Genomic DNA, 23,354 nt, shown 5'->3' with positions numbered 1-23,354 from the left:
CAAGTACGTCCAGTACGAGGACTTCCGGCCGGCACGCCGATAGCACGCACCGGACGCCGCTCCTTGACGGGCAAAAGTTGCCTGACGCGGCACTACCGCCCCTGGCGCAGCTGGTCGAGCTCGCGCCGGTCGCGCTTGGTGGGCCGCCCGGCCCCCCGGTCGCGCTCGCCGGCCAGTACCACCTGCTCGCGCGGCGGCCGCGGCGGGCCGGTCTCCACCAGGCACTCGGCCGCGACACCCGCGCCGACCCGCTTGCGGACCAGCCGTTTCACCACGACGATCCGCTCGAACCCGTCCTGGCGCACGCGCACCTCGTCCCCGGGCCGCAACGCCTGTGCCGGCTTGGCCCGGTCCCCGTTCACCTGCACATGCCCGGCCCGGCACGCGGCCGCGGCCAGTGCCCGGGTCTTCGTCAGCCGCACCGACCAGATCCAGCTGTCGACCCGGACGCTTCCCTCGTCTTCGACCATCCTCCGAGCCTACCCAGACCCGAACCCGGGGCCCGTGGCCCAGCGCCCGCACCCGGTAGCCCGCAGGCCGCACAGGGCCTACCGGGGCGGCGACTCCTGGACGGCCCAGCCGTTGCCGTCCGGGTCGTTGAAGAACACGAAGGAGTTCCACTCCCCGCCCGGCCCGTCCACCCGCGCGCCGTCCTCGAAGTGCTGGACCGGGCTGACCTCCACGCCCCGGGCGACCAGCTCCCCGTGCGCCCGCTGCACGTCCGCCACCACCAGCTGCAGGCCCTTCACCGAACCGGGCGGCGCCTCCGTCACCCCGGTGCCGACCACGATCGAGCACCCCGAACCCGGCGGCGTCAGCTGGACGACCCGCACGCCGTCACCGAGTCGGGTGTCGTGGTCGACGGTGAAACCCGCCTGCTCCTCGTAGAACAGCCTCGCCCGGTCGACGTCCGCCACCGGCACGACCACCACTTCGAGCTTCCAGTCCATGGCCCAGGCCCCTTCCGGTCCGGCCCTTCCGGTTCGGGCCCTTCCAGTATCGGCCGGGCGGGCGGGATCGGCCGCCCGGGCCGCCGCCGCCCGCCCGTCGGCTAGCCTGAGATCACGATGAACCGCCTCAGCACGCCCGCAGCCACGTCCTTCTCCACTCCGTGGGGCACCCACGACCTCACGCGCTTCCCGGAGGACCCGCGCGAGCAACTGCGCGCCTGGGACGCCGCCGACGAGTACCTGCTGCGCCACCTCGCGGGCGAGGGCGACAGCGCCCAGGGCGCCGCCACCGACCTCGACGGCCGCGCCGTCGTCGTCCTCGGCGACCGCTGGGGCGCCCTCACCACGGCCCTCGCCGACCACCGCCCCACCGGGATCGGCGACTCCCACCTCGCCCTGCGGGCCACGGCCGCCAACCTCGCCCGCCGCGGCGCCGCACCCGACGCGGTCCGGCTGCTCTCCACCCGCGACACCCCGCCCGGCCGCATCGACGTCCTGCTGGTCCGCGTCCCCAAGAGCCTCGCGCTGCTGGAGGACCAACTGCACCGGCTGGCCCCCGCGATGCACCCCGGCACGGTGGTGATCGGCACCGGCATGGTCACCGAGATCCACACCTCCACCCTCCGGCTCTTCGAGCGCATCCTCGGCCCGACCCGCACCTCCCTCGCGGTCCGCAAGGCCCGGCTGATCTTCTGCGCGCCAGACCCCGCGCTCGACCCCGGTCCCAGCCCCTGGCCGCGCAGCTACGCCCTGCCCGGTGACATCGGCCCCGCCTCCGGGCGCACCGTGACCAACCACGCCGGCACCTTCTGCGCCGAACACCTGGACATCGGCACGCGGTTCCTCCTCGGCCACCTGCCGACCGCGGCCCCCGGCGACCGGGTCGTCGACCTCGGCTGCGGCAACGGCGTGGTCGGCACCGCCGCCGCCCTGGCCGCCCCCGGCGCCCGGCTGCTGTTCGTCGACGAGTCCCACCAGGCCGTCGCCTCCGCCGAGGCCACCTTCCGCGCCAACCTCGGCCCGGACGCCCCCGCGGAGTTCCGCACCGCCGACGCGCTGAGCGCCGAGGCGGTCGAACCCGGCTCGGTGGACCTCGTCCTCAACAACCCGCCGTTCCACTCCCACCAGGCCACCACCGACGCCACCGCCTGGCGGATGTTCACCGGCGCCCGCCGCGCGCTGCGCCCCGGCGGCGAGCTCTGGGTGGTCGGCAACCGGCACCTCGGCTACCACGTGAAGCTGCGCCGCCTCTTCGGCAACTGCGAACTCGTCGCGGGCAACCCCAAGTTCGTGGTGCTGCGGGCCGTCCGCCGCTGAGCCGGGCGGCCGTCCGCCGCTCCGGCCGGGCCCGGGGCCCGGCGCCCCCGCGATCAACTAAGGGTAGCCTAAGCTCATTCCGCCGCACGGATGGACAGCCGTCCGGGCGGCGGGCGGCGCATCCCGGCCCCGGGTGCGGAGCGGGCGTCCCGTGGCCCCGTCCTGCATTCCCTTGCATGGATGTTCCGTGATGCGTATATTCATGCTCCGACCAAGGAGGGAAACTGCCATGGCATTGCGAGTCGCCGTCGCCGGCGCGAGCGGATACGCGGGCGGTGAGGTACTGCGCCTGCTGCTCGGCCACCCGGAGGTGGAGATCGGGGCGCTCACGGGCGGCTCGAACGCGGGCACCAGGCTCGGCACCCTGCAGCCGCACCTGATCCCGCTCGCCGACCGGATCCTCGAACCCACCACCCCCGAGGTGCTGGCCGACCACGACGTGGTGTTCCTGGCCCTGCCGCACGGCCAGTCCGCCGCCGTCGCCGAGGCCCTCGGCGGGAACGTGCTGATCGTCGACTGCGGCGCCGACTTCCGGCTCAAGGCCGCCGCCGACTGGGAGCAGTTCTACGGCTCCGCGCACGCCGGCACCTGGCCCTACGGCCTGCCCGAGCTGCCCGGCCACCGCGCCGCGCTCAAGGGCGGCAACCGGATCGCCGTCCCCGGCTGCTACCCGACCGCCGTCTCGCTGGCGCTCTTCCCGGCGTACGCGGCCCGGCTCGCCGAGCCCGAGGCCGTGATCGTCGCCGCCTCCGGCACCTCCGGCGCCGGCAAGGCCGCCAGGACGCACCTGCTCGGCAGCGAGGTGATGGGCAACGTCAGCGCCTACGGCGTCGGCGGCCTGCACCGGCACACCCCGGAGATGTCCCAGAACCTCACCCCCGTCGCGGGCGAGCGGGTCACCGTCTCCTTCACCCCCACCCTCGTCCCGATGCCGCGCGGCATCCTCGCCACCTGCTCGGCCAAGGCCAGGCCCGGCGTGAGCGGCGAGAGCCTGCGCGCCGCCTACACCGAGGCGTTCGCCGACGAGCCCTTCGTCCACCTGCTGCCCGAGGGCCAGTGGCCGCAGACCAGCAGCGTCTACGGCTCCAACGCCGCCCTGGTCCAGGTCGCCCTGGACGAGAACGCCGGGCGGATCATCGCGATCAGCGCGATCGACAACCTGGTCAAGGGCACCGCCGGCGGCGCGGTGCAGAGCATGAACATCGCCCTCGGCCTGCCCGAGGAGCTGGGCCTTCCCCTGAACGGAGTCGCACCGTGACCGACCACCAGAACGTCGGCGTGACCGCCGCCAAGGGCTTCCGGGCCGCCGGCGTCACCGCCGGGATCAAGGCCTCCGGCACCCCCGACCTCGCCCTCGTCGTCAACGACGGCCCCTCCCTCGCCGCCGCCGGCGTCTTCACCGCCAACCGCGTCAAGGCCGCCCCCGTCCTCTGGTCCGAGCAGGTCCTCAAGGGCGGCCAGGTCTCCGCCGTGATCCTCAACTCCGGTGGCGCCAACGCCTGCACTGGCCCGCTCGGCTTCCAGGACACCCACGCCACCGCCGAGCGCGTCGCCGCGGAGCTGGGCACCAACGCCGGCGAGGTCGCCGTCGCCTCCACCGGCCTGATCGGCGTCCGCCTCCCGATGGACATCCTGCTGCCCGGCGTCGCCCTCGCCGCCGCCGAGCTCGCGGACACCGGCGGCGAGGCCGCCGCGATCGCCATCAAGACCACCGACACCGTCCACAAGACCGCCCAGGTCACCAGCCCGGCCGGCTGGACGGTCGGCGGCATGGCCAAGGGCGCCGGCATGCTCGCCCCCGGCCTCGCCACCATGCTGGTCGTCCTCACCACCGACGCCGACCTCGACGCCGCCGCCCTGGACACCTCGCTGCGCGCCGCCACCCGCACCACCTTCGACCGGATCGACTCCGACGGCTGCATGTCGACCAACGACACCGTGCTGCTGCTCGCCTCCGCCGCCTCCGGCGTCACCCCCGGCGCGGCCGAGTTCGACGAGGCCGTCCGCACCGTCTGCGCCGACCTCGCCCGCCAGCTGATCGGCGACGCCGAGGGCGCCAGCAAGGACATCCGGATCGACGTCACCGACGCCGCCACCGAGGACGAGGCCGTCGACGTCGCCCGCGTCATCGGCCGCAACAACCTCCTCAAGTGCGCCCTCCACGGCGAGGACCCCAACTGGGGCCGCGTCCTCGCCGCGATCGGCACCACCGCCGCCACCTTCGACCCCGACCGGCTCGACGTCGCCATCAACGGCATCTGGGTCTGCCGCGACGGCAGCGTCGGCGAGGACCGCGACCTCGTCGACATGACCGGCCGCGAGATCGTCATCACCGCCCGGCTCAACGCGGGCCAGGCGACCGCGACGCTGTGGACCAACGACCTCACCGCCGACTACGTGCACGAGAACAGCGCCTACTCCACCTGACCGCCGCCACCAGCCAACCGAGCCGGGGACCAGAAGACGTGCAGATCGCACCCAAGGGCGAACAGGCCCGCAACAACACCGCGCTGCCCAAGGCCATGACGCTGATCGAGGCACTGCCGTGGCTGGAGCGCTTCCACGGCAAGACCATCGTGATCAAGTTCGGCGGCAACGCCATGGTGGACGAGAGCCTCAAGGCCGCCTTCGCCCAGGACGTCGTCTTCCTGCGCTACGCGGGCCTGCACCCCGTCGTGGTGCACGGCGGCGGCCCGCAGATCAGCGCCCAACTCTCCAAGCTGGGCCTGGAGTCGTCCTTCACCAACGGCCTGCGCGTCACCACCCCCGAGACCATGGACGTGGTCCGGATGGTCCTCGCCGGCCAGGTCCAGCGCGAACTCGTCGGGCTGCTCAACGGCCACGGCCCCTTCGCCGTCGGGATGACCGGCGAGGACGCCCACACCATGACCGCCGTCAAGCGCTACGCCGTCGTCGACGGCGAGCAGGTGGACATCGGCCTGGTCGGCGACATCGTCAACATCGAGGCCGGCGCCGTCAAGGCGCTGATCGCCGACGGCCGCATCCCGGTGATCTCCTCGATCGCCCGCGGCACCGACGGCCACGTCTACAACATCAACGCCGACACCGCCGCCGCCGCCCTCGCGGTCGCCCTCGGCGCCGAGATGCTCGTCGTCCTCACCGACGTCGAGGGCCTCTACGCCGACTGGCCGAACTCCGACGACGTGATCAGCCAGCTCAACGCGAGCGAACTGGAGGAACTGCTGCCCGGCCTGGCCAGCGGCATGCTCCCCAAGATGGAGGGCTGCCTGCGCGCCGTCCGCTCCGGCGTCGGGACCGCCCGCGTCCTGGACGGCCGGGTCCAGCACTCCCTGCTGCTGGAGATCTTCACCGACGAGGGCATCGGCACGATGGTCGTGCCGGACGACGAACCGACCGTGACCGGGGGATTCGCATGACCAGCAACGAACAGCTCACCGACCGGTGGCAGCACGCCTTCACCGACAACTACGGCACCCCGCGCATCCCACTGGTCCGCGGTGAGGGCGCCAAGCTCTGGGACGCCGACGGCAAGGAGTACACCGACCTCCTCGGCGGCATCGCCGTCAACGCCCTCGGCACCGCCCACCCGGCCGTCGTCGAGGCCGTCGGCCGGCAGATCGCCACCCTCGGCCACATCTCCAACCTCTTCATGGCCGAACCCACCATCACGCTGGCCGAGCGGCTGCTCACGCTCTCCGGCCGCGACGGGCGGGTCTTCTTCTGCAACTCCGGCGCCGAGGCCAACGAGGCCGCCTTCAAGATCAGCCGCCGGACCGGCCGCACCCACGTCGTCGCCCTCGAAGGCGCCTTCCACGGCCGGACGATGGGCGCCCTCGCCCTCACCGGCCAGCCGGCCAAGCAGGCCCCCTTCCTCCCGCTGCCCGGCGACGTCACCCACGTCCCGTTCGGCGACATCGAGGCCCTGCGCGCCGCCGTCACCACCGAGACCGCCGCCGTCTTCCTGGAGCCCGTCCAGGGCGAGAACGGCGCCGTCCCGCTGCCCGACGGCTACCTCCGGGCCGCCCGCGAGATCACCCGCGCCACCGGCACCCTGCTCGTCCTGGACGAGATCCAGACCGGCGTCGGCCGCACCGGCCACTGGTTCGCCCACCAGGCCGAGGAGGGCGTCGACCCGGACGTCGTCACCCTCGCCAAGGCACTCGGTGGCGGCCTGCCGATCGGCGCCGTCCTGGCCTTCGGCGACGCCGCCGAACTGCTCACCCCCGGCCAGCACGGCACCACCTTCGGCGGCAACCCGGTGGTCGCCGCCGCCGCCCTCGCGGTACTCGACACCATCGAGTCCGAGGGACTGCTGGAGCACGTCCGCAAGACCGGCGAGCGGCTGCGCCACGGCATCGAGGCGATCGGCGACCCGCTGGTCTCCCACGTGCGCGGCGCCGGACTGCTGCTCGGCATCGTGCTCACCGAACCGGTCTCCGCCCGGATCCAGGCCGCCGCCCAGCAGGCCGGCTTCCTGGTGAACGCCGCCGTCCCGGACGCCGTACGGCTCGCACCCCCGCTGGTGCTCACCGAGCAGGAGGCGGACGCCTTCCTCGCCGCCCTGCCGGGCATCCTCCGGTCGGTGCGCGAGAACGCCCCGGCCGATGCGAGCCGAGCGTAGTCCGGGAGAATAATCACATGACCGTTCCCCACTCCGGCCAACCCGCCGCCGGCCCGACGCCGCAGGTCCCCCAGACCCGCACCGCGCGCCACCGGCGGATCGTGGACCTGCTCACCCGCCAGCCCGTCCGCTCACAGAGCCAGCTCGCCAAGCTGCTCGCGGACGACGGGCTCGTGGTCACCCAGGCCACCCTCTCCCGGGACCTGGACGAGCTGGGCGCGGTCAAGATCCGCAACCGGGACGGCGCGCTCATCTACGCCGTCCCGGCCGAGGGCGGCGACCGCACGCCGCGCGCACCGATGGGCGAGTCGGCCAGCGAGGGCCGGATGGCCCGGCTGGCCGGCGAGCTCATGGTCTCCGCCACCGCCTCCGGCAACCTCGTCGTGCTGCGCACCCCGCCGGGCGCCGCCCAGTTCCTGGCGTCCGCGATCGACCAGGCCGAGGTGTTCGAGATCATCGGTACCATCGCCGGCGACGACACCGTCCTGCTGATCAGCCGCGACCCGTCCGGCGGTCAGGCGCTCGCCGACCACCTGATGCAGCTGGCCCAGGCCAAGGCCCAGTAGCCCTCCGGTGGGCCCGGACTCCGGGCCCACCGGGCCGCTTCGGCCCTTCCCGTGCCGCTTCGGCCCTTCCCGTGCCGCTCCGGCCCCGCCGCGCCGACCCGCGCCCCGCGCCGGAGCCGGCCCGTCCCCACCCCTTCCCCGCCCCCGCGCGCCCGCCCGACGGAGCCCGCGCAGCCCCGCGTCCCCGCACCCGTGTGCCGGGGTTTTGAGTTTCATACGGTGTAGTGCATACTTATGCCTATCGCCGTAAACCTGTTCGCACAGTTGTGAAGGAGAAAGCCGTGACCGAGCGCGTCGTACTCGCCTACTCGGGCGGTCTGGACACGTCCGTCTGCATCGGCTGGATCGCCGAGGAGACGGGCGCCGAGGTCATCGCCGTGGCCGTCGACGTCGGCCAGGGCGGCGAGGACCTGGACGTCATCCGCCAGCGCGCGCTGGACTGCGGTGCCGTCGAGGCCGAGGTCGCGGACGCCCGCGACGAGTTCGCCGACGAGTACTGCCTGCCGGCCATCAAGGCCAACGCCCTCTACCAGGGCGAGTACCCGCTGGTGTCCGCGCTGTCCCGGCCGGTCATCGTCAAGCACCTGGTCGCCGCCGCGCAGAAGCACGGCGCCACCACCGTCGCCCACGGCTGCACCGGCAAGGGCAACGACCAGGTCCGCTTCGAGGTCGGCATCAACTCGCTGGCCCCCGGCCTCAAGTGCATCGCCCCGGTCCGCGACTACGCGATGACCCGGGACAAGGCGATCGCCTTCGCCGAGGCCAAGGGCCTGCCGATCGCCACCACCAAGAAGTCCCCGTACTCGATCGACCAGAACGTCTTCGGGCGGGCCGTCGAGACCGGCTTCCTGGAGGACATCTGGAACGCCCCGATCGAGGACGTCTACGAGTACACCCAGAACCCGGCCACCCAGCGCGAGGCCGACGAGGTCGTCATCACCTTCGACGCCGGCGTCCCGGTCGCCATCGACGGCCGCAAGGTCACCGTCCTGCAGGCCGTCGAGGAGCTCAACAGGCGGGCCGGGGCCCAGGGCGTCGGCCGCCTCGACATGGTCGAGGACCGGCTGGTCGGCATCAAGTCCCGGGAGATCTACGAGGCCCCCGGCGCGATCGCCCTGATCACCGCCCACCAGGCCCTGGAGAACGTCACCGTCGAGCGCGAGCTGGCCCGCTACAAGCGGCAGGTCGAGCAGCGCTGGGCCGAGCTGGTCTACGACGGCCTGTGGTTCTCCCCGCTCAAGCGGGCCCTGGACGGCTTCGTCAACGAGGCCAACCAGCACGTCAGCGGCGAGATCCGGATGGTCCTGCACGGCGGCCGGGCCGTCGTCAACGGCCGCCGGTCCGACCAGTCGCTGTACGACTTCAACCTCGCCACGTACGACACCGGCGACACCTTCGACCAGTCGATGTCCAAGGGCTTCATCGAGATCTTCGGGCTCTCCTCGAAGATCGCCGCCCGGCGCGACCTCGCCTGACAGGCCACCCTCCCCGGGCCCCGGCCGTCCGCACCCCGCGGCCGGGGCCACCCCCTCGGAACCCCTCCGAACCCCTCCCGAGTCACCCGCGTAAGGAGCCCAAGCGATGTCTGCCGACCAGAACGCCTCCGGTGGCGACGTCCGCCTGTGGGGCGCACGCTTCGCCGACGGTCCCTCCGAGGCGCTGGCCAAGCTCTCCGCCTCGGTGCACTTCGACTGGCGCCTCGCGCCGTACGACATCGCCGGCTCCAAGGCCCACGCCCGCGTCCTGCACAAGGCCGGCCTGCTGAGCGACGAGGAGCTCGCCGGGATGCTGGCCGGGCTCGACCGGCTGCTGGCCGACGTCGAGGCCGGCACCTTCACCGGCACGATCGCCGACGAGGACGTCCACACCGCGCTGGAGCGCGGCCTGCTGGAGCGGCTCGGCGCCGACCTCGGCGGCAAGCTGCGGGCCGGGCGCTCGCGCAACGACCAGATCGCCACGCTCTTCCGGATGTACCTGCGGGACCACGCGAGGATCATCGGCGGGCTGGTCCTCGACCTCCAGCACGCCCTGGTCGGCCTCGCCGAGGCGCACCCCGACACCGCCATGCCGGGCCGCACGCACCTCCAGCACGCGCAGCCCGTCCTGTTCGCCCACCACGTCCTCGCGCACGTGCAGGCCCTCGGCCGGGACGCCGAGCGGCTGCGCCAGTGGGACGTCCGCACGGCCGTCTCCCCGTACGGCTCCGGCGCGCTGGCCGGCTCCTCGCTCGGCCTGGACCCGCAGGCCGTGGCCGCCGAGCTCGGCTTCGAGCGGGGCTCGGTCGGCAACTCGATCGACGGCACCGCCTCGCGGGACTTCGTCGCCGAGTTCGCCTTCGTCACGGCGATGATCGGGATCAACCTCTCCCGGATCGCCGAGGAGGTGATCATCTGGAACACCAAGGAGTTCGGCTTCATCACGCTGCACGACGCCTTCTCCACCGGTTCCTCGATCATGCCGCAGAAGAAGAACCCGGACATCGCCGAGCTCGCCCGGGGCAAGTCCGGCCGCCTGATCGGCAACCTGACCGGCCTGCTGGCGACGCTCAAGGCCCTGCCGCTCGCCTACAACCGGGACCTCCAGGAGGACAAGGAGCCGGTCTTCGACTCCTGCGACACCCTGGAGGTGCTGCTGCCGGCCTTCACCGGCATGATGGCCACCCTCACCGTGCACCGGGAGCGGCTGGAGGAGCTGGCCCCGGCGGGCTTCTCGCTCGCCACCGACATCGCCGAGTGGCTGGTCAAGCAGGGCGTGCCGTTCCGGGTCGCGCACGAGGTGGCCGGCGCCTGCGTGAAGGTCTGCGAGCAGCAGGGCATCGAGCTGGGCGACCTGACGGACGCGCAGTTCGCCGGGATCTCCCCGCACCTGACCCCCGAGGTCCGCTCGGTGCTCAGCGTCCACGGCGCGATCGCCTCGCGCAGCGGGCGCGGCGGCACGGCCCCCTCGGCCGTCGCCGTCCAGCTCGGCGAGGTGAAGGCGGACCTGGCGGCCCAGCAGGAGTGGATCCAGGGCTGACCCCGCAGCGCGGGGGAGGGGGCGTGGCGGGTTGACCGCCGCGCCCCTTTCGCGTGCTCCGGCCCCGGCGGCCGTGACCGGTCCGCCCCGGGCCGAGTCATTCACCGTATGTGCACCAACCTTCCCCACGCCCCCTCCGCCGAGGAGCAGGTGTTCGCCGAGCGCCGCCGCCGGGTCGTCCGCGAGGCGGTGGCGGCGCTGCCCGGCCGCTGCCCGCAACTGGTCGCGGCCCTCGCCGAGGACCCGCCGCCGAGCTACCGCGAGCTCTCCGTCCGCCTCGGCATGCCGCACGGCTCCATCGGCCCCACCCGCTCCCGCTGCCTCGCCTGTCTGCGCACCCTGCTGCACGCCGAACGCCACCTGTGACCTCGTCGCCCGGCCGGACGCGACGCCCGCCACCCGCGCCCGACCCGCCCCGGCCGCCCGACGTGACCCTCGCCACGTCGGGCGGCCGGGAGGTTGAGAGCAGCTGACACGCGGGTAGAGCGGTGGCGAACGTAGCTCTTGACGACGGCGCGATCGCTTGGATACTGAGCGTGAGCGCGTCGCCGGTGTCGCTGGCCCGACCAGGGCCCTGCGGCTGGTACGTTCGTGCGCCACCCCCGGTCAGGGCAGATCCCCGGCCGGGACATCTCCGGCAGGGCATCCGGTGCGGCACCCTCACGTTTGCGCGCCGGGCACGACGATGGGGAGGCCCCAGCACATGGGCATGAGCGTGATCATCGCGGCGGCGGACGCCGAGGACGCGGAACAGATCCTCAAACTCCAGTACCTCGGCTACCAGAGCGAGGCCGAGCTGTACGGCGACTGGACCCTGGAGCCGCTGACGCAGACCCTGGAGAGCCTGCGCGACGAGCTGACCGAGCAGCACTTCCTGGTCGCCCGCCTCGGCGGCGAGGTGGTCGGCAGTGTCCGCGGCCAGGTCGGCCCGGACGGCATCGGCCGGATAGGGCGTCTGGTGGTCCACCCCCGGATGCAGCGGCACGGCCTCGGCGGACGCCTGCTGGAGGCGCTGGAGCGCCGCCTCGCCGAGGGCGACGGCCCGCTGAGCGCCTACCGCCTGTTCACCGGTCACCGCAGCCTCGGCAACCTGCGCCTCTACACCCGCCAGGGCTACCGCCAGACCGCCGTCGAACAGGTCGACGGCCGGCTCACCCTGGTCCATCTGGAGAAGCCCGTCGTGGCCCGCCTCGCCGCCACCGCCTGAGCCCCGCCAAGCCCCCCGCCGCACCCGGCGCCGCCACCATTCGGACCTCTGGTGGCGGCGCCGAGTCGCATCGCCGCAGGTCACAGCGGTAGCCGTCCGCATTGCGGACGCCCGGTCCAAATAATTGGGACGGGATCGATCGATCTGATTTACTGGCTCACATGACTGCGACGACGAAATGGACCCCCACCGGCACCCTGCCGGCAGGTGAGCGCGCCATGTGTCGTCGAATGTGTCACCGCTGAGGGCCACTGTTCCCCCCGGCCTCCCGCTGGGGACGCCCCCGCTCGCGCCCCGAAGCGAGACCCAGGCCGCTCCCGCCCGTGTGAGCGCGCCCCCCTGCCGCCGCTGAGAAGCCGCCCCGTCCGCCTGCCCACCCGCAGGCGGTCGGCCTTCCCCTGATGACTCGTAAGGGCCACGCCGTCGCGCGGCCCGGCCGCCCAGCGGCGACGATCAAGGGGTGGCAGGTCCGGACCCCCCTGGCGCAACGCCGCCCACGTCGCCGACCGCAACCCGGTCCGGCGGCCGAACGCCGTCCGCCCCCGACCCACGGAAGCAGCTGTGATCACCACCACGGACCTCACGAAGGTCTACCGCTCCCGCGGCCGCGAGGTGACCGCCCTCGCCGGCGTCGACCTGCACGTCCGCCCCGGAGAGGTCTACGGAGTCGTCGGCACCAGCGGCGCCGGCAAGTCCACCCTCATCCGCTGCGTCAACATGCTGGAGCGCCCCAGCTCCGGCACGGTCACCGTGGACGGCCTTGAGCTCACCTCGCTCGCCGGCGGCGAGAACCGGGCCGGCCGCGAGCTGCGCGAGGCCCGCCGCCGCATCGGCATGGTCTTCCAGCACTTCAACCTGCTGGCCTCCCGCACCGTCCAGCAGAACGTCGAGCTCCCACTGGAGATCATCGGCCTGGACCGCACCGAGCGCCGCCGCCGGGCCGCCGAACTGCTCGACCTGGTCGGCCTCGCCGACAAGGCCCGCAGCTACCCCGGCCAGCTCTCCGGCGGCCAGAAGCAGCGCGTCGGCATCGCCCGCGCCCTCGCCGGCGACCCCAAGGTGCTGCTCTCCGACGAGGCCACCTCCGCGCTCGACCCCGAGACCACCCGCTCCATCCTCAAGCTGCTGCGCGACCTCAACCAGCAGCTCGGCCTCACCGTGCTGCTGATCACCCACGAGATGGACGTCATCAAGTCCGTCTGCGACTCCGCCGCCCTGATGCGCGGCGGCAAGGTGGTCGAGTCCGGCGAACTGACCGACCTGCTCGCCAAGCCCGGCTCCGAACTCGCCCGCGAGCTCTTCCCGCTCAGCGAGTTCGCCTCCGGCCACCCCGGCAGGACCGTCCTGGAGATCACCTTCCAGGGCGACACCTCCGCCCAGCCGTTCGTCTCGCAGCTCGCCCGCACCTACCAGATCGACATCAACATCCTCGGCGCCGCCGTCGAGACCATCGCCGGCCGCATGGTCGGCCGGATGCGGGTCGAGCTCCCCGGCACCCGGGCGGACAACGTGGTGCCGATCGGCTTCCTGCGCGAGCAGGGCCTGCAGGTGGACGTGCTCGACACGGTGAACGGAGCGGCGGCATGACCTGGGACCAGATGCAGGAACTGATGTGGCCCGCCACCTGGGAGACCCTCCAGATGGTCGGCGTCTCCACCGTCGTCACCGTACTGCTCGGCCTGCCGCTCGGCGTGCTGCTGGTACTCACCGACAAGGGCGGCCTGCTGGCGAACCGGCCGGTCAACAAGGTGCTCGGCGCCGTGGTGAACATCGCCCGCTCGGTGCCGTTCATCATCCTGATGATCGCCCTGATCTCCTTCACCCGCTGGCTGGTCGGCACCTCCATCGGCTGGGAGGCCGCGACCGTGCCGCTCACCATCGGTGCGATCCCCTTCTTCGCCCGGCTCGTCGAGACCTCCGTCCGCGAGGTCGACCGCGGCCTGATCGAGGCCCTCCAGGCGATGGGCGCCTCCACCTGGACCATCGTCCGCAAGGCACTGCTGCCCGAGGCCCTGCCCGCCCTCGCAGCCTCCGTCACCACCACGATCATCACGCTGATCAGCTACTCCGCGATGGCCGGCGTGGTCGGCGGCGGCGGCCTCGGCACCCTCGCGGTCAACTACGGCTACTACCGCTTCGAGACCGGCTTCATGTGGATCATCGTCGCGGAGCTGGTGATCATCGTGACCATCGTCCAACTGCTCGGCGACTACACCGTCCGCCGACTTGCCAACCGCGGCCGCACCGGCGGCCGGTCGCGACTGCTCGGCCCGCGCGGCGGCACCCCCGCCGCCCCGGCCACCCCCTCCGGCGAGGACCTCGTCGCCCCCTGAGACCACCCGACGTCCGCACCTGGACGCGGCTCCCCGTATCACGCAGAAAGGCACTTTTCGTGCGCAACGCCCTGAAGTTCACCAGCATCCTCGCCACCGCCGGCATCGCCCTCTCGCTCGCCGCCTGCGGCAGCTCCGGGTCCTCCGGGTCCTCCGACCCGAACGCCCCGCTGACCGTCGTCGCCAGCCCCACCCCGCACGGCCAGATCCTCAAGTTCGTCAAGGACAACCTGGCGGAGAAGGCCGGCCTCAAGCTCACCATCAAGGAGGTCACCGACTACGTGACCCCCAACACCGCGGTGCAGGACGGCTCGGCCGACGCGAACTACTTCCAGCACGTCCCGTACCTGGAGGACTTCAACAAGAAGCACGGCACCCAGATCGTCTCGGTCGAGCCGGTCCACCTGGAGCCGCTGGGCGTCTACTCGAAGAAGATCAAGGCCATCGGCGACCTCGCCAACGGCTCCACCGTCGGCCTGCCCAACGACGCCACCAACGAGGGCCGCGCGCTCAAGCTGCTCGCCGACAACAACCTGATCACTCTCAAGGCCGGCGTCGGCACCGCCGCCACCCCCGCCGACGTCACCGCCAACCCGAAGAACCTCAAGTGGAAGGAGCTGGAGGCCGCCCAGCTGCCCCGCTCCATCGACGACCTCGACGTCGCCGTGATCAACGGCAACTACGCCCTCGACGCCGGCCTCAAGCCGGCCGGCGACTCCCTGCTGCTGGAGAAGGCCGAGGGCAACCCCTACGCCAACATCCTCGCCGTCAAGCAGGGCAAGGACAACGACCCGCGGGTCAAGAAGCTCGCCGAGCTCCTCCACTCCGCCGAGGTGAAGAAGTACATCGACGACACCTTCAAGGGCTCCGTCATCCCCGCCTTCTGAGCCACCCCGCCTGCCCCCGACCGGGCCCCCGCCGCATCCCGGCGGGGGCCCGGTCGGGCAGTATGCAGGTAGTGACACCCTGACAGGCCGAGTTCTGACGTACCGTCGTGCGGGCCGTGCACCGCGTCACACCCGGGCACCGGCGAGGCGTACGGTGTGTCCACGACCCGGCGAGGAGAGACGGCATGGCAGCGAGCTTCCCCGAGACCGCCATCAGCACCGAACGGCTGCTGCTGCGCCCCCTTGCGGAGGACGACGCCCCCGGCCTGGCCGCCATGATGGCCGACGAACTGGTCCTGGCCTGGACGGATCTCCCGCACCCCTTCACCGAGGGCTACGCCGCCGAGCTCGCCCGCACCCTCGCCCCCGCCCACCGGCTGGCCGGCCGCGGCATCGTCTTCGCCGTCACCGAGCACCTCACCCAGCGCCTGGTCGGACTGGTCGAACTGCGCAACACCGAGTGGCGGCTGCGCTCCACCGAGATCGCCTACGTCACCGCCACCTGGGCCCGCGGCGAGGGCTACGCCCCGGAGGCCGTCCTCGGCGTCGCCCAGTGGCTCTTCGAGGACCGCGGCTTCCTGCGCCTGGAGATGCGCACCGCCGCCGGGAACACCGCCGCCCAGCAGGTCGCCCAGAAGATCGGCGGCATCAGCGAGGGCGTGCTGCGCAGCGCCTGGATAGTGCGAGGCGAGTCCGGCGAGTCCGGTCCGCCGACCGCGGGGGCGCCGTCCGGCTCCCGGGGCGGGGAGGAGAGCCGCAGCGACGTCATCCTGTGGAGCCTGCTCCCCGAGGACATGGAGGCCCCGGCCGAGGCCGAGTCCGGCTGGCACGGCGACGACCGGTACGTGCTGCGCGACTGACCCCCGGTCCGCCCGGTCCGCCCTGCCCCGCTCCGTACTGCCCGCCGTGCCCCGCCCTCTCCTCCCGGAACGCCGCGGTCGGCCGGGTGCGTGGCGGACATGTGTACGAGTTGTCGGCGCAACGGGGATCACACCCGGTAGCCTCTGGACGGCGCCCCACACCGGCGCGGAGAACCGGCGCGGACGAGCGCACCGAGGCGAGGGAGAACGGCCGCAGATGGCTGACCGGATCACGGTCATCGGGTGGGACGGCACACCACTGACCGAGGCCGCCGGCGCGGCCCTCGCCGCAGCGACCCTGGTGGCCGGCGCCCCCTACCAGCTGAACGCCCTCCCGGTGCCGCCCGGCGCCGAACGGATCGTCCTCGGCAACATCCAGCTCGCCGCCCGCCGGATCGCCGCACACCGCGGCGCCGCCGTCGTCGTCGCCGAGGGGGACCCGGGCTTCTTCGGGGTCGTCCGCACGCTGCGCCGCCCCGAGTACGGCCTCGAACTGGAGGTCCTGCCGGCCGTCTCCTCGGTCGCCGCCGCCTTCGCCCGGGCCGGAATGCCCTGGGAGGACGCCCAGGTGGCCAGCGCCCACGGCGGACGGCTGCGCCGCGCGGCCAACATCTGCCGGGCCAACCCCAAGGTCGCGGTGCTGACCGCGCCCGGGGCCGGGCCCGCCGAACTCGCGCTGATGCTGCGCGGGGTGCACCGCACCTTCGTGGTCTGCGAGGCCCTCGGCACCTCCGAGGAGGACGTCACCGTCCTCACCTCGGACCGGGTCGCCGACCACGTCTGGCGCGACCCGAACGTGGTGCTGGTGATCGGCGGCAACAGCGGCGGCCCGCAGCCGGGCGCGAACGGCGAGGCCGCCGGCTGGCTGGCCGGGCGTCCGATCGGCTTCCCCGGCGCGGAGCGCGGCTGGGCGCTCCCCGGCGACGCCTACACGGGCGCCGGGCGCGCGGCGGACGGGCCCGGCGCATCGGAGGCGCTCCCCGCGCACGTCCGCGCGCTGGTGCTGGCCCGTCTGGGCGCCCGTCCGGGGGACCTGGTCTGGTCGGTCGGCGCGGGCAGCGGCGCCCTCGCCATTGAGGCCGCCCGGTTCGGCGCGGCCGTGGTGGCGGTGGAGGCGGACAGCTCGGCCTGTGCCCGGCTGACCGTCAACGCGCGCCGGTACGGCGTCGAGGTGGAGACCGTCCACGGCCGCGGTCCGGAGGTGCTGGGCGGGCTGCCGGAGCCGGACGCGGCCGTGGTCGAGGCCGGCGGACCGGAGGTGGTGCGCGCGGTACTGGCCCGCCGCCCCGAGCGGTTCGTGGCGGTGGCCGGGACCCTCGCGGAGGCGGAGGAGTTCCGCCGGGCGATCACCGGGGCCGGCTACCGGGCGGACGGTGCCCTGCTGCAGTCGGCGCCGCTGAGCGCGACCGGCGGCGGGGGGCTGCGGTTCGGCGCGGGGGAGCCGGGCGTGCTCCTGCTCTGGGGTGAGCAGATCGTGTGAAGACGGTGCGCCGTCGGCGCCGGGCCGGGCATGCTTCCAAGCGCTCGCGAAGCGTCCGCCGTGAGGCGGTTCCCGGGCCTCGTGGGTCGCTTCGTGGCCGATTCCCGGGCTTGGTGAGCCGCTTCGTGACCGCTTCCTGGGCGTCCGGTGACTGTTCGGTGGGCTTTCGGCGCGCCGCCGGGCCCCGGCACCGGGTCCCCGCCCCGCGCCCTCGTGCGGTGATCCAGGTCGCATCCGGACACCGATTCGAGAGGTGACAGTGCCGGGCCGGTAGTGTGGCGTCCTGGGCGGCTGCGGCGGCCGGTGACCTGCCCGATCCAGTCGGTTTGTCGCCTTTTTGACGTGCTGCAACCCGGCGTGGCTCGGAGTGTGGGCAATTCGACGGGCCGCGTGCCGGACCTGGAGAATGCCGTAGGGTCCGGTGCGGTCGTGCCGGTTGCCCCGGGTTGTCGTTGTTTCAGATGGCGCGCCGACCTGACGGGTGGCGCGCGGGCCGGGGTGCCGCAGCGCGCCGGAAGGACTTCGGCCGCAGCGCCCCGGCGCGGCGGCCGCGTGTGATTGAGGGGCGGGCCGGTGCAGGCCCGGCCCGTGCGGATGGGCGCTGCGGTCGGTGATCGCGTCGCCAAGGACGCGGCAGCGGCCTGGAAGGAGCATTGACATGACCGATGGCGGCCACGTCCCGAACGAGGGACTGCCGGAGCACCTGCTCGCCGGGCCCGACCCGCTCGGCGGCCCGGAGGGCGTCGCGGTATCCGTCGCACCCGTGCAGGGCATCGCGACGGACGGCGGTGTCGTCCCGAACCCCGCGGTGCCGGGGGCGGGGCTGCCGGGCGCGATGGCGCCGGGCGCTGCCGTGATCCCGCCGCAGGGCGTCGGCGTCGCGGGGCAGGCCCCCGGGTTCGGCGTGCCGGTTGCCGGTGTCCCCGGGGAGGGCTGGCCCGCCGAGGGTGCCGCGACGCGCCCCGCCTTCCACTTCCTGGACCAGCCCGACCAGCCGGACCTGCTCGACGAGGACGACGACGTCCTGCTGATGCCCGGTCCGCAGGGCTCCTGGGGCGAGCCGCTCGCCTCCGCCGCCGAGCCGGACGCCGTCGCGCAGTACGGCGACGGGCAGCAGGCCGAGGCGGGCGCGCCGGGGATCCCGGTCGACCCCTCCTGGCCGCCGCTGGAGCCGCCGGTGCTCGGCGCCGCCGACCCGGCCGCGCAGCAGGCCCAGGCCTTTGCGCAGGCCCCGGTCCAGCCGCAGGCCGTCCAGAACCCGCTGCAGGCGACGGGCCAGGACGCGCTGACGGCCGCTCAGCCGCCGCGCCGGCCGCTGCACGCCGGCCCGCCGATCCCGGACCCGTCGCTGATGACCGGCCACGTCCCGGTCCGCTCGCTCGCCGACCGCGGGCCGTCGCAGGGCGCCACGCCCGCGCACGGCATCCCGGTCGTCACCCCCGTCGTCGGGCAGCCCGAGCCGCAGCTCGTCGCGCCGACGGCCGTGCCGGCGGCCTCGCCGGTGCAGGCGCCGCAGGCTGTTCCGGTCGAGTCGGGTCAGCTCGCCCAGCCTGTTCAGCCCGCCCAGTCCGTTCAGCCGGCCCAGGACGCGCAGCAGCTTCCGCAGTCGGCCGAGGCCCCGCAGGCCCTCGTCGCCGAGCCGGTCGCCGAGCCCGTGGTGACCGCCGAGCCGGTCGCCGTCGAGCCGGTCGTGCCGGGTGTGGCCGAGGTGCCGGTCGAGGTTCACGCCGAGGTCCAGGCGGAGCCGGCCGTCGAGGCCGTACCCGTCGAGGCCCCGGTGCCCGTGGTGGACCAGGCTTCGCCGGTCGAGCAGGCGCCGCAGGCCGATGCGGTCGTCCAGCCGGCTCCCGCCGACGCGCCCGCGCCCAGCGAGCCGAGCTCCCTCGCCACCGCCACCGCCGTCACCGAGGCCGGTGAGCCCGGCGCTGCCGCCCAGCCCGAGCAGCAGCCGGCCACCCCGGCCGGTCAGCCCCGGCGTATCTCCGCCTTCCTCGCCGCACCCACCCCGCACGGCCTTCCGCAGGTCGAGCCCGAGTCGGCCGCGCCGCAGCAGCCCGCGCCCATAGCGACCGCGGAGCAGCCCGAGGCACCGACCGCCGAGCAGGCACAGCCTGTCGAGGTGGCACAGCATGCCGACCCGGCGCAGGATGCCGCCCTGGCGCAGCCTGCCACCGAGGCAGACCATGCCACCGTGGCAGAGGACGTCGCAGTGGCAGGGCACGCCACCGAGGCACAGCCTGCCGACCAGGCACCCGATGCCGCCGACACGTCGGACACCGTTCCTGTCGTCGAGGCAGGGACCGCCGCGGAGACCGCCGTCGGCACCGGCGAGATGCCCTCGGGCCAGGCCGTGACCGCCCCGGAGACCGAGCAGCCGCAGGAGACCGCCGTGCAGGAGGCCGACGCGACCGCTGAGCCCGCCGTGGAGCCCGAGCCGACCGCCGATCCCGGTACCGCGCCCGAGGCCGCCGCCGAGACGGACCCCACCCCGGACACCGCCGCCCCGGCGACCGAAGCGCAGACGGAGACCGAGATCGAGGCCGAGATCGACGCCGCGAACGAGGCCGCGTCCATCGCCCCGGCCGAGGCAGGCACCGGCGGACCCACCGAGGAACCCGCCCCGGAGGAGCCCGCCGAGGAGCTCGTCGAGGAGCCCGCCGTACCGCGCGGCCCGGCCGCCCCCGGCTACGACGAGAGCGGCCGCGACGCCGTTCACCAGGTCATCCGCGAGCGCCGCGACATCCGCAACGGCTTCCGCCCGGACGCGATCCCGCACGAGGTGCTGATCCGCGTCCTGGAGGCCGCCCACACCGCCCCCAGCGTCGGCTACTCCCAGCCGTGGGACTTCGTGGTGATCCGCTCGGCCAAGACCCGCCGCAAGATGCACGAACTCGCCGAGCGCCAGCGCGAGGCGTTCGCGGACTCGCTGCCCAAGGGCCGGGCCAAGCAGTTCAAGGAAATCAAGATCGAGGCCATCCTCGAGACGCCCGTCAACATCGTGGTGACCGCCGACCGCACCCGCGGCGGCCGCCACACCCTGGGCCGGCACACCCAGCCCCAGATGGCCCCGTACTCGGCCGCCCTCGCCGTCGAGAACCTCTGGCTGGCCGCCCGCGCCGAGGGCCTCGGCGTCGGCTGGGTGAGCTTCTTCGACGAGGACGAGATGGTCCGCGAGCTCGGCCTGCCCGAGCACCTGGAGGTCGTCGCCTACCTCTGCGTCGGCTACGTCGACGCCTTCCCGGACGAGCCCGAGCTCCAGCAGCAGGGCTGGGCCAAGAAGCGCCCGCTCTCCTGGGTCGTCCACGAGGAGCAGTACGGCAACCGCGCACTGCCCGGCGAGGAGCCGCACAGCCTGCTCGCCGACACCCTGCGCGGCATCCGCCCGCTGGACGCCAAGGCCCTCGGCGAGGCCTGGGACCGCCAGAAGCGGATGACCAAGCCTGCCGGCTCCCTCGGCATGCTGGAGATCATCTCCGCCCAGCTGTCCGGCCTCTCCCGCAAGTGCCCGCCGCCGATCCCCGAGCCCGCCTGCGTGGCGATCTTCGCGGGCGACCACGGCGTGCACGCCCAGGGCGTCAGCCCCTGGCCGCAGGAGGTCACCGCCCAGATGGTCGGCAACTTCCTGGCCGGGGGAGCGGTGGTCAACGCCTTCGCCAAGCAGATCGGCACCGAGGTCTGCGTGGTCGACGTGGGCGTCGCCTCCGAGCTGCCCGACGCGATCCAGCAGGGCCGCACCACCGGCCTGCTGCCGCGCAAGGTGAAGCCCGGCACCGACGACATGACCCAGGGCCCGGCGATGAGCCGCGAAGAGGCCCTCAAGGCCATCGAGGTCGGCATCGAGACCGCCCGCGACCTGGTCGCGGCCGGAAACAAGGCCCTGGTCACCGGCGACATGGGCATCGCCAACACCACCGCCTCGGCCGCCCTGATCTCGGTCTTCACGGGCCTGGACCCGGCCGAGGTCACCGGCCGCGGCACCGGCATCGACGACGAGACCCACGCCCGCAAGGTCGAGGTGATCCGCGCCGCCCTGGCCCTGCACCAGCCGGACCCGAGCGACCCGATCGGCGTCCTCGCCGCCATCGGCGGCCTGGAGCACGCGGCCATCGCCGGCTTCCTGTTGGGCGCCGCCTCGCTGCGCACCCCGGTCATCCTGGACGGCGTCATCGCCGGTTCGGCCGCGCTGGCCGCCAAGGCGATCGCCCCCGAGGTGCTGGCCGCCTGCATCGCCGGGCACCGCTCCGCCGAGCCCGGCCACCAGGCCGCGCTGGCCAAGCTCGGACTGCGCCCGCTGATCGACCTGGACCTGCGGCTCGGGGAGGGCACCGGCGCCCTGCTGGCCCTCCCGCTGGTGCAGAGTGCGGCCCGTGCGATGCACGATGTAGCCACGTTCGACTCCGCCGGGGTCACCGAGAAGGCCTGACGCACGTCGTCACCGCTCCGTGTACCGGCCCGAGGGCGCGCCGGTACGCGGAGCGGTGTCGCGCCGTACCCCCACCACCCTCACCCCCGATCCAGGAGCACCGCCCATGACCGCGCCCACTCCTCACCCCAGCACCGAGGGCCGCACCCCGTACCCGGTCGGCCTGCTGCTCGCCGGCCGCCGCGTGGTCGTGATCGGCGGCGGCCACGTCGCCCAGCGGCGACTGCCGGCCCTGCTCGCCACCGGTGCGGACGTGCACCTGATATCCCCCGCGACCACCCCCGCCGTCCAGGCCATGGCCGACGCGGGCGAGCTGACCTGGCACGAGCGCCGCTACCAGGACGGCGACCTCGCCGAGGCCTGGTACGCGCTGGTCGCCACCGACGACCCGGCCGTCAACACGGCGGTCAGCGCCGAGGCCGAGCGGGAGCGGGTGTTCTGCGCCCGCAGCGACGACGCGGCGGCCGCCACCGCGTGGACCCCGGCCAGCGGCCGGGACGCGGGCGCCACCGTGGCCGTCCTCACCGGGGACCCGCGGCACTCCGCCGCCCTGCGCGACTCCATCGTGGACGGCCTGCGGGACGGTTCGCTGGCCGCCCGCCAGTTCCGCTCGCACGGCGCGGGCGTCGCCCTGGTCGGCGGCGGCCCGGGCGACCCGGACCTGATCACCGTGCGCGGCCGCCGCCTGCTCGCGGACGCGGACGTGGTGGTCGCCGACCGCCTCGCCCCGCGCGAGCTGCTGGCCGAGCTGCCGGAGCACGTCGAGGTGATCGACGCGTCCAAGATCCCGTACGGGCGGTTCATGGCCCAGGAGGCGATCAACCGCACGCTGATCGAGCACGCCAAGGCGGGCAGGTTCGTGGTCCGGCTCAAGGGCGGGGACCCGTACGTGTTCGGGCGCGGCGGCGAGGAGCTGCTGGCCTGCGTCGAGGCGGGGCTGCCGGTCACCGTGGTGCCGGGCATCTCCAGCTCGATCAGCGTCCCGGCGGCGGTCGGTGTCCCGGTCACCCACCGGGGCATGACCCACGAGTTCACCGTGATCTCCGGCCACGTCGGCCCGGACGACGAGCGTTCGCTGACCAACTGGGAGGCCGCCGCGCGGATGAACGGCACGCTGGTGCTGCTGATGGCCGTGGACAAGATCGGTGCGATCGCGGCCAAGCTGATCGAGTGCGGCCGCCCGGCCGACACCCCGGTCGCCGTCGTCCAGGAGGGCACCACCGCCGCCCAGCGCCGGGTCGACGCCACCCTCGACACCGTCGCCGCCACGGTCGCCGCCGAACAGATCAAGCCCCCCGCCGTCATCGTCATCGGCGACGTGGTCAACGTCCTCGCCCCTGCTTTCCCCGCCTTCCCTCCTGCCTGACCCTTCTTGCCCACAGCCCACCCCGCCCGGCACGCCTGGCGGGGTGGGCTGGCACGCCTGGCACGCCTGGCACGCCCACCCCGCCTGGCACGCCTGGCACGCATCCTGCACTTTGCAAAGACAAACTTTGCAAAGTGCAGGATGCAGGAGGCCCCGCCCCCGATGCGATGGAAGCGGCCCGGATCCGTTCGGGCTGTTTGCAAAGTGCGACTTTGCAAACAGCCCGGCGTAGGAGCCAGCCCGCCCGGAGTGGGGAGTGGGGCCCCCCCGCCTGCCCCAGGCCCCCCGCCCCGCCGGGCCCGCGCGGCGGCCGCCGGCACCGGCGCGGGGGGGGCGGGCGCAGCCGC

The 23,354-nt window shown here is 73.8% G+C and carries 19 protein-coding genes; 17 read left to right on the top strand and 2 right to left on the bottom strand.

Going from position 1 to position 23,354, the window contains the following annotated elements; genetic code table 11:
* Window positions 1-92 precede the first annotated feature (92 nt).
* Window positions 93-470 carry an RNA-binding S4 domain-containing protein gene (locus ACFVVX_RS31150; RefSeq protein WP_387950480.1) on the bottom strand — a complete coding sequence of 126 codons (378 nt, stop codon included), beginning with the start codon at window positions 468-470 and terminating at the stop codon, window positions 93-95.
* A gap of 78 nt (window positions 471-548) precedes the next feature.
* Window positions 549-950: a VOC family protein gene (locus tag ACFVVX_RS31145; RefSeq protein ID WP_387950478.1), complete on the bottom strand. Its 402-nt coding sequence runs from the start codon at window positions 948-950 to the stop codon at window positions 549-551.
* A gap of 117 nt (window positions 951-1,067) precedes the next feature.
* Between ACFVVX_RS31145 and ACFVVX_RS31140 the strand changes: the two genes are divergently transcribed.
* The 17 genes from ACFVVX_RS31140 (at window position 1,068) to cobA (ending at window position 23,007) form a co-directional block, all read left to right on the top strand.
* Window positions 1,068-2,267 (top strand): methyltransferase, encoded by a 1,200-nt coding sequence (locus tag ACFVVX_RS31140; protein ID WP_387950476.1) that lies wholly within the window; start codon window positions 1,068-1,070, stop codon window positions 2,265-2,267.
* Window positions 2,268-2,496: 229 nt separating this feature from the next.
* Window positions 2,497-3,525 (top strand): N-acetyl-gamma-glutamyl-phosphate reductase, encoded by a 1,029-nt coding sequence (gene argC, locus ACFVVX_RS31135; protein WP_387950474.1) that lies wholly within the window; start codon window positions 2,497-2,499, stop codon window positions 3,523-3,525.
* A complete protein-coding gene (argJ, locus tag ACFVVX_RS31130) occupies window positions 3,522-4,694 on the top strand; it encodes a bifunctional glutamate N-acetyltransferase/amino-acid acetyltransferase ArgJ (RefSeq protein ID WP_387950473.1) in 1,173 nt (390 codons plus the stop codon). The genes argC and argJ overlap by 4 nt, the downstream gene beginning before the upstream one ends.
* Before the next feature lie 95 nt (window positions 4,695-4,789).
* Window positions 4,790-5,665 (top strand): acetylglutamate kinase, encoded by an 876-nt coding sequence (argB, locus tag ACFVVX_RS31125; RefSeq protein ID WP_387950490.1) that lies wholly within the window; start codon window positions 4,790-4,792, stop codon window positions 5,663-5,665.
* Window positions 5,662-6,870 (top strand): acetylornithine transaminase, encoded by a 1,209-nt coding sequence (locus ACFVVX_RS31120; RefSeq protein ID WP_387950471.1) that lies wholly within the window; start codon window positions 5,662-5,664, stop codon window positions 6,868-6,870. Before argB ends, ACFVVX_RS31120 begins: the two co-directional genes overlap by 4 nt.
* Window positions 6,871-6,887: 17 nt before the next feature.
* Window positions 6,888-7,436 carry an arginine repressor gene (locus ACFVVX_RS31115; protein WP_387950469.1) on the top strand — a complete coding sequence of 183 codons (549 nt, stop codon included), beginning with the start codon at window positions 6,888-6,890 and terminating at the stop codon, window positions 7,434-7,436.
* 281 nt (window positions 7,437-7,717) lie between these two features.
* A complete protein-coding gene (locus tag ACFVVX_RS31110) occupies window positions 7,718-8,911 on the top strand; it encodes an argininosuccinate synthase (RefSeq protein ID WP_387950467.1) in 1,194 nt (397 codons plus the stop codon).
* Window positions 8,912-9,017: 106 nt separating this feature from the next.
* Window positions 9,018-10,451, top strand: coding sequence for an argininosuccinate lyase (gene argH / locus ACFVVX_RS31105; protein ID WP_387950465.1), 1,434 nt, complete (start codon window positions 9,018-9,020; stop codon window positions 10,449-10,451).
* A gap of 108 nt (window positions 10,452-10,559) precedes the next feature.
* On the top strand, window positions 10,560-10,817 hold the full coding sequence (locus ACFVVX_RS31100) for a hypothetical protein (RefSeq protein ID WP_387950464.1): 258 nt from the start codon (window positions 10,560-10,562) through the stop codon (window positions 10,815-10,817).
* Between the two features lie 337 nt (window positions 10,818-11,154).
* Window positions 11,155-11,658: a GNAT family N-acetyltransferase gene (locus tag ACFVVX_RS31095; RefSeq protein WP_387950462.1), complete on the top strand. Its 504-nt coding sequence runs from the start codon at window positions 11,155-11,157 to the stop codon at window positions 11,656-11,658.
* A 561-nt stretch (window positions 11,659-12,219) separates the two neighbouring features.
* On the top strand, window positions 12,220-13,245 hold the full coding sequence (locus ACFVVX_RS31090; protein WP_387950460.1) for a methionine ABC transporter ATP-binding protein: 1,026 nt from the start codon (window positions 12,220-12,222) through the stop codon (window positions 13,243-13,245).
* Window positions 13,242-13,991 carry a methionine ABC transporter permease gene (locus ACFVVX_RS31085; protein ID WP_387950458.1) on the top strand — a complete coding sequence of 250 codons (750 nt, stop codon included), beginning with the start codon at window positions 13,242-13,244 and terminating at the stop codon, window positions 13,989-13,991. The genes ACFVVX_RS31090 and ACFVVX_RS31085 overlap by 4 nt, the downstream gene beginning before the upstream one ends.
* Before the next feature lie 59 nt (window positions 13,992-14,050).
* Window positions 14,051-14,878 (top strand): MetQ/NlpA family ABC transporter substrate-binding protein, encoded by an 828-nt coding sequence (locus ACFVVX_RS31080; protein ID WP_387950456.1) that lies wholly within the window; start codon window positions 14,051-14,053, stop codon window positions 14,876-14,878.
* Between the two features lie 185 nt (window positions 14,879-15,063).
* A complete protein-coding gene (locus ACFVVX_RS31075; protein WP_387950454.1) occupies window positions 15,064-15,738 on the top strand; it encodes a GNAT family N-acetyltransferase in 675 nt (224 codons plus the stop codon).
* 217 nt (window positions 15,739-15,955) lie between these two features.
* Window positions 15,956-17,218, top strand: coding sequence for a precorrin-6y C5,15-methyltransferase (decarboxylating) subunit CbiE (gene cbiE, locus ACFVVX_RS31070; protein ID WP_387950452.1), 1,263 nt, complete (start codon window positions 15,956-15,958; stop codon window positions 17,216-17,218).
* A gap of 658 nt (window positions 17,219-17,876) precedes the next feature.
* Complete coding sequence (cobT, locus tag ACFVVX_RS31065; protein WP_387950451.1) at window positions 17,877-21,641, top strand: nicotinate-nucleotide--dimethylbenzimidazole phosphoribosyltransferase; 3,765 nt, start codon at window positions 17,877-17,879, stop codon at window positions 21,639-21,641.
* A gap of 106 nt (window positions 21,642-21,747) precedes the next feature.
* Entirely contained in the window at window positions 21,748-23,007 is a 1,260-nt protein-coding gene (gene cobA, locus ACFVVX_RS31060) for a uroporphyrinogen-III C-methyltransferase (protein ID WP_387950450.1), read from the top strand.
* Window positions 23,008-23,354: the final 347 nt, after the last annotated feature.

Source organism: Kitasatospora sp. NPDC058170, from assembly GCF_042883905.1.
Lineage (GTDB): Bacteria > Actinomycetota > Actinomycetes > Streptomycetales > Streptomycetaceae > Kitasatospora.
This window is presented reverse-complemented; position numbering and strand designations above follow the sequence as displayed.

Coding starts and splice junctions, on each gene's coding strand:
- ACFVVX_RS31150 (WP_387950480.1), bottom strand. CDS start 470: ATGGTCGAAGACGAGGGAAGCGTCCGGGTCGACAGCTGGATCTGGTCG.
- ACFVVX_RS31145 (WP_387950478.1), bottom strand. CDS start 950: ATGGACTGGAAGCTCGAAGTGGTGGTCGTGCCGGTGGCGGACGTCGAC.
- ACFVVX_RS31140 (WP_387950476.1), top strand. CDS start 1,068: ATGAACCGCCTCAGCACGCCCGCAGCCACGTCCTTCTCCACTCCGTGG.
- argC (WP_387950474.1), top strand. CDS start 2,497: ATGGCATTGCGAGTCGCCGTCGCCGGCGCGAGCGGATACGCGGGCGGT.
- argB (WP_387950490.1), top strand. CDS start 4,790: ATGACGCTGATCGAGGCACTGCCGTGGCTGGAGCGCTTCCACGGCAAG.
- ACFVVX_RS31120 (WP_387950471.1), top strand. CDS start 5,662: ATGACCAGCAACGAACAGCTCACCGACCGGTGGCAGCACGCCTTCACC.
- ACFVVX_RS31115 (WP_387950469.1), top strand. CDS start 6,888: ATGACCGTTCCCCACTCCGGCCAACCCGCCGCCGGCCCGACGCCGCAG.
- argH (WP_387950465.1), top strand. CDS start 9,018: ATGTCTGCCGACCAGAACGCCTCCGGTGGCGACGTCCGCCTGTGGGGC.
- ACFVVX_RS31100 (WP_387950464.1), top strand. CDS start 10,560: ATGTGCACCAACCTTCCCCACGCCCCCTCCGCCGAGGAGCAGGTGTTC.
- ACFVVX_RS31095 (WP_387950462.1), top strand. CDS start 11,155: ATGGGCATGAGCGTGATCATCGCGGCGGCGGACGCCGAGGACGCGGAA.
- ACFVVX_RS31085 (WP_387950458.1), top strand. CDS start 13,242: ATGACCTGGGACCAGATGCAGGAACTGATGTGGCCCGCCACCTGGGAG.
- ACFVVX_RS31075 (WP_387950454.1), top strand. CDS start 15,064: ATGGCAGCGAGCTTCCCCGAGACCGCCATCAGCACCGAACGGCTGCTG.
- cbiE (WP_387950452.1), top strand. CDS start 15,956: ATGGCTGACCGGATCACGGTCATCGGGTGGGACGGCACACCACTGACC.
- cobT (WP_387950451.1), top strand. CDS start 17,877: ATGACCGATGGCGGCCACGTCCCGAACGAGGGACTGCCGGAGCACCTG.
- cobA (WP_387950450.1), top strand. CDS start 21,748: ATGACCGCGCCCACTCCTCACCCCAGCACCGAGGGCCGCACCCCGTAC.